The organism is Salegentibacter sp. (assembly GCF_036568425.1).
Classification (GTDB): domain Bacteria; phylum Bacteroidota; class Bacteroidia; order Flavobacteriales; family Flavobacteriaceae; genus Salegentibacter.
On the sequence record NZ_DATCSO010000105.1, the window covers coordinates 1 to 14,100 of the forward strand.

Annotated in this window: 12 protein-coding genes; 1 reads left to right on the forward strand and 11 read right to left on the reverse strand. The window is 41.0% G+C overall.

Annotated features, from left to right (window positions below; genetic code table 11):
- The 11 genes from VIM94_RS10675 to VIM94_RS10725 form a co-directional block, all read right to left on the reverse strand.
- Positions 1-2,781: efflux RND transporter permease subunit (locus VIM94_RS10675; protein WP_332039284.1), on the reverse strand; the 2,781-nt coding region annotated here is incomplete at its 3' end.
- An 18-nt stretch (positions 2,782-2,799) separates the two neighbouring features.
- Positions 2,800-4,296, reverse strand: coding sequence for an efflux RND transporter periplasmic adaptor subunit (locus tag VIM94_RS10680; protein ID WP_332039285.1), 1,497 nt, complete (start codon positions 4,294-4,296; stop codon positions 2,800-2,802).
- A 15-nt stretch (positions 4,297-4,311) separates the two neighbouring features.
- Positions 4,312-4,593 (reverse strand): hypothetical protein, encoded by a 282-nt coding sequence (locus VIM94_RS10685; protein ID WP_332039286.1) that lies wholly within the window; start codon positions 4,591-4,593, stop codon positions 4,312-4,314.
- A gap of 16 nt (positions 4,594-4,609) precedes the next feature.
- Positions 4,610-5,794: a TolC family protein gene (locus VIM94_RS10690; protein ID WP_332039287.1), complete on the reverse strand. Its 1,185-nt coding sequence runs from the start codon at positions 5,792-5,794 to the stop codon at positions 4,610-4,612.
- A 69-nt stretch (positions 5,795-5,863) separates the two neighbouring features.
- A complete protein-coding gene (locus VIM94_RS10695) occupies positions 5,864-6,217 on the reverse strand; it encodes a hypothetical protein (RefSeq protein WP_332039288.1) in 354 nt (117 codons plus the stop codon).
- 392 nt (positions 6,218-6,609) lie between these two features.
- The gene (locus VIM94_RS10700) at positions 6,610-7,800 is read right to left on the reverse strand and encodes an aldo/keto reductase (RefSeq protein WP_332039289.1); all 1,191 of its coding nucleotides are present in this window, start codon (positions 7,798-7,800) and stop codon (positions 6,610-6,612) included.
- Between the two features lie 39 nt (positions 7,801-7,839).
- Complete coding sequence (locus VIM94_RS10705; RefSeq protein ID WP_332039290.1) at positions 7,840-8,958, reverse strand: carboxymuconolactone decarboxylase family protein; 1,119 nt, start codon at positions 8,956-8,958, stop codon at positions 7,840-7,842.
- A gap of 40 nt (positions 8,959-8,998) precedes the next feature.
- Positions 8,999-9,604, reverse strand: a complete 606-nt coding sequence (locus VIM94_RS10710; protein WP_332039291.1) for a flavodoxin family protein — start codon at positions 9,602-9,604, stop codon at positions 8,999-9,001.
- Between the two features lie 34 nt (positions 9,605-9,638).
- Positions 9,639-10,715 (reverse strand): alpha/beta hydrolase, encoded by a 1,077-nt coding sequence (locus VIM94_RS10715; RefSeq protein ID WP_332039292.1) that lies wholly within the window; start codon positions 10,713-10,715, stop codon positions 9,639-9,641.
- A gap of 67 nt (positions 10,716-10,782) precedes the next feature.
- The gene (locus VIM94_RS10720; RefSeq protein WP_332039293.1) at positions 10,783-11,631 is read right to left on the reverse strand and encodes a DUF4440 domain-containing protein; all 849 of its coding nucleotides are present in this window, start codon (positions 11,629-11,631) and stop codon (positions 10,783-10,785) included.
- A gap of 27 nt (positions 11,632-11,658) precedes the next feature.
- Positions 11,659-12,777, reverse strand: a complete 1,119-nt coding sequence (locus VIM94_RS10725) for an alpha/beta fold hydrolase (RefSeq protein ID WP_332039294.1) — start codon at positions 12,775-12,777, stop codon at positions 11,659-11,661.
- A 195-nt stretch (positions 12,778-12,972) separates the two neighbouring features.
- On the opposite strand from VIM94_RS10725, the gene VIM94_RS10730 reads away from it, so the two are divergent.
- Positions 12,973-13,866 (forward strand): helix-turn-helix transcriptional regulator, encoded by an 894-nt coding sequence (locus tag VIM94_RS10730; protein ID WP_332039295.1) that lies wholly within the window; start codon positions 12,973-12,975, stop codon positions 13,864-13,866.
- Positions 13,867-14,100 lie beyond the last annotated feature (234 nt).

The following is a 14,100-nucleotide window of genomic DNA, read 5'->3' on the forward strand; positions in this document are numbered from 1 at the left end:
TAAACTGATAAATCCAATCGTGGAAGCAATACTTACGATTCCTGAAGTAAAGTACACGATAAGAATCCCACCAATGAGTGCCAGGGGCAGGTTGATAAGGACAATGAATGCAAGTTTTACATTTTTAAATTCAAAATACAACAGCAGGAAAATCACCAGTACGGCAACAATCGCAATAAGCAAAAGCATTTGAGAGGCTCTTGATTCGCTCTCAAACTGTCCGCCGTATTCCACCCGGTAACCTTCCGGCATATTAACCGAAGTATTCACAGTTTCCCGAATTTCTTCCACAGCGCTTCGCAGATCACGTCCCTGCACATTCGCAGCCACAACGATTTTTCGCTGCACATCTTCCCGGCTAATAGTATTGGGACTACTTACCGAAGAAACTTTGGCGAGCTGTTCCAATGGAACCTGTGAACCATTGGGCAATCCTATCAAAGCAGTTCTGATATTCTGTATGCTATTCCTGAAATTCTCTCCATATCGAACTACAAGATCAAAATACTGCTGCCCTTCATAGATCTCACCTACCTCGTGACCGGCAAAGGCGATATCCACCTGCTCCATCAACTGGCCTACAGTCATTCCATAAGCCGATAAGATTTGGCGTCTTGGCGTGATCTTGAGCTGCGGTACTTCGATTTGTTGAGCTACGGCAACATCAGCAAGTCCGTTGATTGGTGTGATATTCTCCTCCACACTTTTACCAATTTCATAAAGCTGTTGCAGATCGGGTCCAAAGATCTTGATCGCGATATTGGCCCTGGTTCCCGAAAGCATATGATCTATTCGGTGGGCGATTGGCTGTCCCAGCGTTATATTCACCCCGGGCACAATGCTCAGTTTTTCCCTTACGTCTTCAAAGAATTCTTCTTTGGATTTATCTTCCAAAGTGAAAGGCACATCGATCTCTGCGGCATTCACGCCCTGGGCGTGCTCATCCAGTTCGGCTCTCCCTGTTCTTCGGGTAACCACATCTACTTCGGGCATCTCGAGTAAAAGCTGCTCTACCTGTCTTCCGGTCTTATTACTTTCTTCAAGCGACATTGCCGGCGGACCAACCACGCTAATCACCAGCGAACCCTCATTGAACTCCGGAAGGAAACTTCTTCCCAACTGAGTAAAAATAGCGATGCTTAACAGGAAAGCAATTACTGTCACTCCAATTATCGTTTTTGGGATCTTCAGTGCCCGGTTCAGAGTTGCTGCATAGCGCTGTTGCAACCACCTCTCCACCCGGGTTCCTTCAGATTGTTTCTTCAGCATTTTTTCATCTTTCAGAAGGTAAGAGCATAACACCGGAGTAACAGTTACTGCCACCACTAATGAAGTTAATACTGAAGTAATAAAGGCAATCCCAAGCGGTTTCAACAATCGTCCTTCCATCCCGCCAAGGAAAAACAGCGGTATGAAAGAGACGATGATTATAAGAGTAGCAATGATAATGGAACTTCTTATTTCCACCGAAGCATCCCTTACCACCCTAATAACAGATTGTCGTTCAGCTTTTGGTTTACGAATATTCTCTCGCAGGCGTTTATAAACATTTTCCACATCGATAATGGCGTCATCCACCAGTGCACCAATAGCTATAGCCATTCCTCCCAGGCTCATCGTATTTATGGTGTAACCCAACCATTTTAAAACAATGATGGATACCAGTAAAGAAATTGGGATGGCCAGCAATGAAATAAAGGTAGTTCGCCAGTTCATTAGAAAAATGAACAAAACGATGACCACGAAAAAGGCTCCTTCAAGCAGGGTCATATTCAAATTACTGATGGAAGCATCAATGAAATCTGCCTGACGGAAAATCTGACTTTTGATCTCCACGCTTTTTGGTAAACTGGTATCCAATTCGGCGATGGCTTCATCCAACCTTTCCGTGAGCTCCAGTGTATTAACATCGGGCTGCTTGGAAATGGTAAGGATAACCGCAGGTTTCGCATTGAGGGACCCATCCCCGATCTTATCGGCAGCACCTATTTTCACGTTCGCTACATCTTTAATCTTGATGCTTTGGCCATTCACCTGTTTTACGACGGCTTCCTCAAGGTCTTCTACCGCATAGGCCCTTCCGCTACCTTTTATGATATATTGATTTCCGTACTGATTTAGAAAACCACCCGGAGCGTTCGTGTTCGCCTCCTTCACCTTTTCAGTCAGTTCAACAAGGCTTACGTTGTAATATTTCATCTTCCCGGGATCGGCGAAAACCTGGTATTGTTTGTAATCGCCACCTATCACAACTACGTTAGCGATCCCTCCAATGGCCTTTATCCGCGGACGAATCTGCCAGTCTGATAAGGTTCTTAGTTCCATTGGGCTCAGACTGTCTGATGTCACTCCCAGCAGCATAACTTCCCCCATAATAGAAGAAATAGGTGCCATTGTAGGTGCTCCTACGCCATCTGGCAGGTTCTCCCGAACCATTGGAATACGTTCACTTACGATCTGTCTTGCCTTGTAAATATCGGTCCCCCAGTCGAATTCCACCCAAACAATTGAAATTCCCGCGGCCGAAGAAGAACGTATTCTTCTCACATTCGGGGAACCATTCATTGCGGTTTCGAGCTGGTAGGTTACTAATTTCTCTACCTCTTCCGACTCCATGCCGTGGGCTTCGGTAAGTATAGTCACAGTAGGCGCAGTAAGGTCGGGAAATACGTCCACGTTCATCGTACGTGCGAAGTAAAACCCGGTAACACTAAGCGCCACCGCTGCCAATAGCACCAAAAGCCGGTTATGGAGTGAAATTGATAATATTTTATTTAACATCTAATTTCTGTTTCTGGATTAATGTTCGTGCCCGTGGCCGGGTGTTTCCCCAGACATTGATGCCATCTTCACCTGGTAATTACCGGTAGTCACTACAACTTCGCCAACTTGAAGCCCGGCAAGAACCTGTGCGCTTTTTCCATTTCGTTTTCCTATTCTTACTGGTCTTCGCTCAAAGCTTTCCCCACTGGTCTGTACAATCACAGAATAATTCCCGTAATCTTCGAGTAGCGCAGCTTCTGGTACAGTAATCCCTTCTTCAGCTGTACCCAAGGCGATCTGAACTTCAGTAAAACTGCCTTCGGGCATTTTAACGACATCATCAACTCTTATATAAATCGGGATCATTGGTTTACTATCTTCTACTTCCTTCCCAACCGATACCACGGAAGCTCCTTCTAATTCATTCCAGTCTTTAGTTTCATTTCTGAACCACACCTTTGTTATAGAATCCTTGCTCGGGTTGTAAGAGGCACTTAATTGAGTTTTTAGAAGTCGGGATTTATGCGTACCAATTGAAATTAGATTGGCGCCCTGCTCCACATAATCTCCATTAGAGGTATTGATAGATTTGATAAAACCGTCAAAAGGCGCTCGAATCTGTTTTCCGCCCGCTCCGTAATTAGAGGCTAAAGCCTGATAATTCGCTTCGGCTACCCGAAAATTGCTTTCCACCTTTTCAAATTCGGCTTTGGGAACGATCCTATCCTCGTAAAGTTCTTTTTTCCGATCATATTCCGCTTTCGCCTGATCATACCTGGCTTTGGCCTGTGCAATCTCAGCCTGGATATTATTGGAAGAAAGACCTTCACTGCTCAGATTCATTAACAATTCACCTCTTTTTACTTCGGAACCTTCGGTAAGGTTTTCTGAAACAAAATTCACCATTCCGTTAGACCCGGCAGCGAGAGTTTTATATGTTCCGGGAGCTGCCTGCCAGACTCCTGAAGTATTTACGATCTCGTAAACTTCTCCCCGGCTAACCGGTGCTGTCTGGAAATTGATCTTCCAGGCTTGCTCTTTTAAAAAACTTATATCACCATCTTCTGCCCCTGAAACATTTTCTGAAGCTTCCCCGACTGAGGGGTAAACCTCCACGTCTTTAATCACGATCCTGTCTGAATATTCGGGAGTTTTAAGGTCAAAGACCAGGTCATAAGTTCCAGGTTCTTTTGGTTGTAAGGCAGGAGAAAAAATGCCTGGAGATGAAGGCGATTCGACGCTGTGGCGTATTCCGCTTTCACCTTTAATTAAACTAACCGTTACGGAACCTTCCCGAACCGGCTGGTGTTGGTCAAGAACGGTAAAATGGGCCGCGAATTTGCTGGTTTTCCCTTCCACAAGGGCCGGAAATTCTACAAAGAGCTCCGTCTGCTCTGTCCAGATGGTTTTGCTTATTGCAGGAACACCTGTGCTAAGGTGATTTCCCTCTGCATCATGAGCGTGATCTTCTTCCTCATTATTTCCGCAGGAAATCAGAAAAAGAGGAATTAATAATACTATAAGATATTTCATGTTTTAATTTCGATTTTAATGATCGTGATGTTCAGTTCCATCATCGTGGGTGTGCTGATTGGATTCTTCATGCGTATCCAAAGAATCTTCACCTACCTTGAATTCTTCCTGTTCCATATGATTCTCGTCCATATGGCTGCCGTCTTCATTATGGGGATGACCATGCTCTTCTTCCTCGTGCGCGTGAGCTTCAGCTCCCTCCTCATGTTCATGGCCGTGATCTTCATTTGATGTTTCTCTACAAGCTGAAAAACTAAATACTAATATTGCTGCGAAAAATAAATTCTTGATATTCATAATGTTTGTTTTTTATTTATAATTGATGTTTTAATAGTGCTGCTTTTAGCTGAAAAAGCTCTTTCTGCATTTCCAGCATATTGTTATAGGCTTCACGGTAAAATTCTACCTCCCGGTAATAATCCAAAAATGAGAATTCTCCAAGGTTATAGGCTTTAAACAAAAGTTCCTCCGATTTTAAATCATCGAATGTTTCCCTGTATTCCTCGTATTTCCTCTTTAGTAACTGGTATTGCTGATAGTTCTCCTGAAACCTCGTGTAAAATTCGGCAGTTTTAGCGCGGGTATTGTCCTGAGTGTACCCCAGATTAGCTTTGGCTGCCTTTACTTTATTGTTGCTATTCCAAAGTGGAATGGAAAGTCCACCAAGAAACCCGGAATAATTACTGGAATTTACGCCCTGGTAATTGTAACCAATAGTGAGATCAGGGAGAATTTTATTCTTCTCCAATTTAACTTGTTGCTCTGCGACAGCTTGCTGAGAATTGAGCATCTGAATTTCTGCATCGCCGGAAAGTTTTTCTTCCCATAGCATCTGCAAATCTGCTATTTCAGAATCATCAAAAAACCGGATCTGCTCCTCCTGAATAGGGTTTCCTCCATTCAGTTGCTGAAGTTCCATCAGGGTATTTCTGATGCTGATTTCTATTTGGTCTATTTCAAACTGTTGCTGCAACCAGGCAATTCTGGCCTTGTTTAGCTCCAGAATCCCGATTTGTTCGGCATCATATAAACGCTGAATCTGATCGTAGACTTGTTTAGCCTGTGCTACTCTTTCATTCTCAATTTCCTCTCGTTGCTGCAAATTTTGCAACTCCAATAACTGTAGTTTAGCCTCTAGAAGAACCTCCTGGCGCAAGCTTTTGTATTCCAGTTCCAGCAAATCTTTTTGTTTAGCTATCCTTTTCCCACGGGCGCCATAAACCGTTGGAAATTCAAATCGCTGGGAGATCTGGTACTCATAATAATCATCGGTCTCGTGCTCGCCAAACGGAAGATAAAAGGCTGAAACCTGTGGATCCTGCAGGTTATTCTCTGTCCTGTTACTTAAATTCTGACTGGCAATAAAAGACTGATATGCTTTAAGCTGTCTGTTATTCTCACTTATCTCCTTCAGAATAACATCCGGCCCGGTTTCCTGGGCAAATGAACTGATAGAGATAAAGATCCCGCAGACAGCAGAAACAAAATATCTGTACATAAGTGTGATTTTAGTTTAATCTTTATACTGAGGTCTGTCTGATGTCTATAAACAACAAACCGACTAAAATTAAACTAAGTAGGGAGGACCCCGAAGGGATAATTGTGATAGATAAGGATTAAAATATCTTGATGGTGGCTGATAATTTTCGAATAAATCAACCAGGTTTTCTTCAAAGAATACAGTTTGGTTTGCGTAAAGCTGAAATACTTGCTTTTCAGCCTCTAATTTTTTTGGAGCGATCTGCTCAATGGAAATTTTAACAACTGGAACTTCAGAATTACTTCCTCCATGGGAATGCATGCCCAGCAGAATAGAAAAAAGATCTTGCGCAGATTTAGAATGCTTTTCATGATTGTGATCCTGGGAATGAGTATGGTCTAATGAAGCATGTTCGTGCGTCCCGGCGTGATCATGATGCAAGTGGGGTATTATTTGATGTAAAAGCATCAGGTAAAATAATCCCAGTAGAAAAAAAGCTTTTATTTGATTTTTTGACTGCACTTTTCAAAGATAGAAATAAAGTTGAAACTACTCAGAAAATCGGAATGACTTACTAAGAAAGTGGTAATTTAGGAGTTTACCCATCCTAAAAATTCTTTCTGTATCGATTAAAAAGCTGTTAATCTACCGTAGTACCTTTCATTTATACCATATTCATTTTGTGATACCAAAGTAAAAATATAATTCTAAAAGCAATTCACAACCAGAAAGCCCGGTGACGACCACCCGAGAAAGTCGCGTTTATTTTTATCAATTAGATTTCAATTATTAAAGTCTAAATCTCATATGCTTCACTTTTGTAAGCTGACTATTTACTTTTTTGGTGGAGCTTCCACGCCCATACCATCTAACACCGGCTGTGCATTTTGGGCACCTGCAATTTCAATTTCTGAAAGGCCTGAATTAAATTCTTTTATTTCTTCCGTAGAGAAAGAGATATCATTTGCCCTTATGTTTTCCCTAAGGTGTACTGAATTTGATGTTCCCGGAATAGGTACTATCCAGGGTTTCTGAGCTTGTAGCCAGGCCAGGGTTATTTGCGAAGGAGTAGCGTTTTTACGCAAGCCCCATTCCTCGATATAGTAAAGCATTTCCAGGTTATGGGGTATATTCTCCGGAGTTATTCTTGGCAAAATTGCCCGAAAGTCACCTTCAGAGAATCGGGAATTTTCATTGATCGCATCAGCAAAAAAACCATAGCCTAAAGGGCACCAGGGAACAAAACCAATTCCCAGTTCTTCGCAAAGAGGCAAAACTTCGGCCTCCGGATTACGGGTCCAGGGGGAATATTCATTCTGAATAGCAGCTAATGGTTCTACCGCGTGTGCCCTGCGAACCGTATTTAAACCTGGCTCCGAAAGCCCCCAATGAAGAACTTTTCCTTCTTTCATTAAATCCTGAACAGTTCCTGCAACATCTTCAATGGGTACATTGGGATCTACACGATGTTGGTACAGCAAATCTATATAATCTGTCTTGAGCCTTTTCAACATTCCCTCCACAGCTCTACGAATAGTTTTGGGATTACTGTCTATTCCCCCTCTTTCACCGGTGTCGGGATCTACATCAAAACCAAATTTAGTGGCAAGCACCACTTCTTTTCTAAAAGGTGCTATGGCTTCACCTACCTGCTTTTCATTAATATGAGGCCCATATACTTCCGCGGTATCAAAGAATGTCACCCCGTGGTCATAAGCTTCCCGGTAAAGCTTATTTACCTTTTTCTGATCTCTTGGGCCACCGGTATAAAATCCTACTACTGGAAGTCCCCCTAGACCTTGAGCTGAAACCTTCAGCGAACCAAGTTTGCGTTTCTCTTTAGAGCCCGCGCCGGTTTGCTTATTTTCTTTACCTGAAACCACCTCAGCATTATTGCTGAATGCAAATGGGCTTATTGCAAGACCGGCACCCGCCAAAAGACTTTTTTTAAAAAAGTCTCTTCTCTTATTTTCAGCAGGACCTTTATATTCATTATCCTGAAATTGGTTTCGCTCTTCCATCATTTTAATTATTTAGTTATTTACATTCTCACAATATTTTATCTACTCAGCATACTGGGAGTCTGATACTTCATCTCCCCATTCCGTTGGGCCATCAACTCTACTGGTAATGGCTATTTGTACAAATTCCTCATTCGGACCTGCACCGTGCCAGTGAGGCGTATCTGCGGGGCATTTTGCCACATCTCCTTTTTTCATTATTATTTTTGGACTCCCCATTTCCTGATAGTAGCCTTCACCTGAAAGTGCAAGTATAATCTGGCCGTTAGGATGCCGGTGCCAAAAAGTTCTGGCCCCGGGTTCAAAGGTTACCACTCCTACTGAATTTTTGTTTACCTCATCTGCTGTTACTAAAAAATTCACCCAGGCATTCCCTGTAAAGGCAGGATTTTCAATTTTTTCTCCTCGTAAATATATTTTTTCACTGTCATTATATTTGGATTCGGTTCCGGTAGGTTCTCCGGAGATTAATTCTGCCACTATTTCCCTGCTCTCCAGTCCAGTTTCCTTATCAATTTCGGTTTCAATAAGATCCACAATCTGGAGTATTTGTGGTTCAGTCACTCCGTGCTTCATACTAATTTTAATATGACCTGTAGCCATAGGTGCACCCCTCATACTTAAAAGTGCCGCTACCGTAGCAATTTCCCGCTCTTTATAACTCAATACCCCTCGCTTAAAAATATCTGCAAAGAGGTGTTCTTTTAAAAACACTTTAATGATAGGAACTGTTTTGGCATAACCAGCTTTTGGACGGTTTTCCACTCCGGTTAGATCGGCCAGGACTTCTTTTCCTATTTCATATTTATCTCCGCCTTTTAAATCTTTGGGTTCTTCTCCTTTTTCGTCTTTAATTCCTTTATTCTTTCTGTCATCTAATACTTCTGTTAGGGTATTAATGGCCATAAGACTTCTGGGGAAACCGGTATAGGCATAGAGATGAACAAGTTCTTCCTTGATTTTGTTAATGCTAAGTCCGTTTTCCAAACCTTCATTCAGAGCTTCTTTTAAAGTTTCGAGCTCTCCTGTTGCCGTAGATGCTGCAATTCTGGCAATACTATATTCTGTGGGACTTAACTTTTCTTCTTCCGATTGTGCTGAAATAGTAAAAGGCACTACTATCAACAAACAAAAAAGTATACTTCTAAAATTATAGTTCATTTTTTAAAATTTTAAGATTCAATAATTATCAGGACAATCTTTATAGAGGTCCAATTTTTTGAAGCCAGGCATCAAGTTGATCTGAAACTTCTTCTTCACGTTCTCCTTCGATGGCCAGGAAAACTCCTCTTTTTTCATAACCTCCTTCAACTGAAAAACCTTCGGGAATATCACTATCAGGACATAATTTCCGCAATTGATCAAATCCCTGGCCTACACCAAATCCGGCATTGGTGTTAAATGGAATTACAGTTTTTCCACTCAAATCATTTTCTGTCAGGAAGGTTTTCATTGGTGGGGGCATTTGCATATCCCAGGTAGGAAAGCCAATGAAGATCGTATCATATTTTTCAAGATCTGGTATTTTTGTCTTCAAAGGAGGCAAGTAGCCTTCTTCATTCTCACGATCTACCTGGGCTACGATTTTTTGATAATCCTCCGGATAGGGATTTTCTTTTTCAAGTCCTATTAGATCTCCACCAACTTTGTTTTGTATGAGCCCGGCCACCACTTTCGTATTATTGGTTCGAGACAGATATACAATAAGAGTTTCCCCTGAAGAAGTAGATGAATTTTCGTCCTGCCCAGAATTCTCACTATTGGAACAAGTAGAAAAGAGTATTAGAATTAGAAGAAATTTAATCATTTATAATTTATATAATTAAGACTGGGCAATCGGTTTAAGCATCGGGATTTATATGTTTACCAAAGAACCCACTAAATTTTTCCATTGCCTGGGATACATATTCAGGCACATAATAGGTTTGAATATGGGTGGCACCATCAATTAAAAACAATTCTTTTTCTTTGGCATTCGTTGCTTTTTTATAAGCTTCATCGGTCATATAATAGGTATCCGCTTTATTTCCTGCTATCATCAACAAGGGTTGGTCTATTAAGTTCATATTTGTACTGGCATCAAAGGTCATTAGATACAACAGGCTGCTCATCGTATACCTAAATGTTGAATTGGGATGCTTATGAGTATTACCGTAATAGATATATCCTTCGCGATATAAGTCATATGGTATATTTGCTAATTCGGCTTCTTCAGTTGGAATTGCGTTATCAGCAGCATAAATAACTTCACCTCCGGCAGCTTCCTGTGCCCTGGCTTCAGAAGCTTTTTTTAATCTTTCCTGAATGGTATTTACCTGAGAGTTCATAAAACCATTGCGTCTTACCAAACCGGAATTGAACATACTCAAAGTGGCTATGGCCTTAAATCGCTTATCGGATTGGGCTGCTTTGAGGGAATATCCACCGCCGCCACAAATACCTAAGAGTCCTATTTTATCGGCATTAACGCCCTCATACTGGGTTATGAAATCTGCCATTCCGTGAATATCTTCAATTCGATTTTGAGGGATATCCACATTACGAGGTGTGCCACCACTTGCACCCTGATATGCAGCATCTGCCACAATACTTATATAGCCTTGTTCCGCAAGAAGCTGTGCATATAAACCTGCAACCTGTTCTTTTACCCCACCGTTGGGATGGGCAACTACAACTGCTGGAATTTTCCCGGCCGGATCATAATTGGCCGGAGTATAAATGTTAGCTGCAATTTCAATGTCATTTAATTTATAAGTTACCGGATGGATATTTACCTTGCCGGGTATATTTTCGCTAATGGCATCCCGGTACACCAGGCCGAAAGGCTTATCGATCTCGTTTTGAGCTGAACCTATAATCCCTGTTGCCATTAACATAACCAGCAAAATGTTATTCCTTATTTTTCTATTCTTCTTCATAATCTTGTTTTCTTTCATTTTCAATAGCACCTAACGGCCTATATAGACTTCACAATCATTCAAAGTTTTATTCTTCTGATCGGTCCATCTGTTTTACAAAAGAAAGGTTTGCCAATTTCCAGTCTTCGCCTTCTTTTACATAAACTTCGGTTGCTATAAAAGGATTTGTTACTTCGTTTCCTCCTACGACTGCCAAAAGGGTAATACGACTTGATACAATAGCAGTATTACCTATAATATCTGCAGACACTTCGTGAATATCTGCTTTCTTATAATGTATCCCGCCGCTTCGAATAACCTCAACTTCACGGTCTTTTCCCCAGCTTCCACCCATATGGACAAACCGGGATTTCTCATGGAATAAATTTTCAAGTTTATCTGCATCCTTATCGGCCATCCATTCCCATTTCTTTTTGGAAAGCTCTATCATATCTTGCTCTGTATCTTTACTGGACAATTCGGGAGCCTTAATAGCATTATAGGTTTCCGCGGTAATGGTATCTGTCCATTTGGTAGGTGCATTTCCACTTATTGCGATATAAGTAACCGGGGTGTTAGGGGTAGCCGCGTGCCAGTGTTCCACATCAGGTTCACATTTTATCACATCCCCCTGTTTAACTACCTGAACTTCCTTGCCTTTTTCCTGGTAATAGCCAACACCGTCTGTGATGTATAATTGTTGACCCTTTGGATGAAGGTGCCAATTCAGTTTTGAACCGGCTGCCATTGTTGCCTGTACTACATTAAAATCGAAGTTTTCATCGGCATCAGCCAGGTGATTTAGCCAAACATCGCCGGTATGATACACGTTAGGTGCTTTTTCCCCTTTCGGAAAAATTTCATTTTGAGCCATCAAGGAGTACGATGAAAGCAGCCCGATTACGCCAATTAAACAGAATTTTTTTATAAGTCTCATACTGTATTATTTAAGATTAATATGTTTTTAGTCCAAAGCTTTTTCCCGGAGCCACTCGAACAAGTGTTCAGCAACTTCCTGATTGTTTAAATCTGACATTGGGAAATGCGTATTGCCTTTCATTCCGATTTCGGGAAGTGGTACCAGCGTAACATCTCCCCCGTGCTTGTTCACCGTAGAAGTCCATTTTCTGGCCATAGTAAGCGCTGCTCGCCATTGTTCCTTTCCCGGGTTTTGGGTTTCTTCTTCAGGGATATAATCTCCGAAGTAGATGATAATTGGAATTTCAGTAAGCTTTTGGAAATCAGACATAGGAACTGCCCGTGCACTGAGTTGGCCGCCTAAATAAGGTATTGCTTCCGGTACCTCGCCTTCAGGAAATAAAAAGTTGCTTCCAGGCTCATAAGATGCTATTGCTTTTATATTGTCATTTTCCAGGGCTGTGAGCCAGCCTTGCCCGCCACTGTGGGAATGGGTCACCAAAACGCCAGGACCGATTTTATTGAATAGAGCAGAAACCGCATCAATATTTAATTCTATATTCAAGGGCCCGGTATCGGGAGTCATTTGTCTGAAGAACTGATCTAAAGCTTCAGGATCTTTTGAGAATTGTACATCTTCATAGAATTCTGTACCCATTCCCAATCTAAAGATACCAAACCACAACTGATCATCGGTACCAGCCGAAATGGTGATAGATTCCGTACTTCTTCCAGATAATCCTCTTCGGGGCTGGTCGATTAGATAAACCGGAAAACCTTTCCGAAGAAAAATACTTTGAAATCCCTCCCTGCCATCGGGCGTAGTTTGCCAGGTTCTCATCGATTGCCCGAATCCGTGCCAGAAAACCAGTGGTAATTCGCGAGCGTTTATAGGTTTTTGATAAAAAACCGTAGCGTGGTCACCGTGGAGAGTTTGTCCTGCCGTACTTTGATTACCCGGATTAAATGCGCCGTGTTCCACGGGGTCAAAAGTGCCCGGACTCTTTTTTACTGTACCTCCAACGGTAAAACTTCCTTGTTTTTCAATAATTAATTGATCACTATGTTGGACCCCGCAGGAAAAAATTAAAAAACTTAGAAATAATAAAATCCCCTTAAAAGAAGAAGATAATGTCTTAGGTTTAATATGTGTTTTTAATGTCATATTTCTTTATTTTTGAATTGAACATATACCTGAATAAGGATAAATATTCATTTCTATACAAAGATCGAATAATAAACAGCCATACTTTGTATACAGAATACTGTTATCCCTACCATTTTTACTGATTCAGCCTTGTCTTCTAATTTACTAATAATCTGATTGGTATATTTGTATAGAAATTTCAGATACTATAATATGAAGGATTTAGTTAAGGTAGATAGCATCTCCCAGTACAATGAACTTAAGGCGATACCCACCAGGCATCCCTTAATTACGGCTTTTGACAGTTCCACAGCGAAACCTTTACATAGTGGTAATTTCAGTTTCGGTTTTTATGCCATATTCCTTAAAGGTGTAAACTGCGGGCAGCTTCAATATGGGCGTAATAATTATGATTATGAAGAAGGGACTTTAGTTTTTATGGGGCCGGGGCAGGTAGTGGGAATAAAAAGCCAAAATGATTACAATCCAAAAGGCTTTGCCCTACTTTTTCATCCAGAATTCATCAAAGGTACCCCGCTTGCAGCAAACATTCACAAGTATAACTTTTTTTCCTACGAGCTTAATGAAGCCTTGCATGTCTCTGAAAAAGAACAGCAAATAATAAAAGAACTGTTCTTGAAAATCGATTATGAACTCGATCAGAATATTGATAAGCACAGTAAAACCATTGTAGCCAACAACATTGAGTTACTACTGAACTACTGCGAACGTTTCTACGACAGGCAGTTTATTACCAGAGAGAACTTAAATAAGGGTATTCTCTCAAATTTTGAAAAATTATTAAATGAATATTTCCATTCTGAAAATCCGAAGCAACTAGGCCTGCCTTCAGTAGCGTATTTTGCAGAGGAATTAAATCTTTCCCCAAATTATTTTGGCGATTTAATTAAAAAGGAAACCGGTAAATCGGCAATGGATCATATCCACCTTAAGTTAATAGATATAGCCAAGGAAAAGATTTTTGAAGCGGATAAATCCATAAGTCAGATCGCTTATGAATTAGGCTTTAAATACCCACAGCATTTTACACGGATGTTTAAAAAAGGGACAGGATATACGCCCGCCCAATATCGAAATTCAAATTGATGTTTTGATTGAGGCGGACGGCGAGGCGAAGCGAGAGAGCCGTCTCGCCAGGTCGTTCAATAATCTTAATTTGGGTAATTCCGTTTTTAAATTTAGCTAATATAATTAACAATTTTTATCATTCTGTTTCGTTTATTTCGTTTAATATTGTAGAAGCAAAACAGATCAGGTTATGGAAACTTTTAAAAATATTAATCGTCCTTCAAAAGATGAGCAAAAAATTGCTATTGAGTC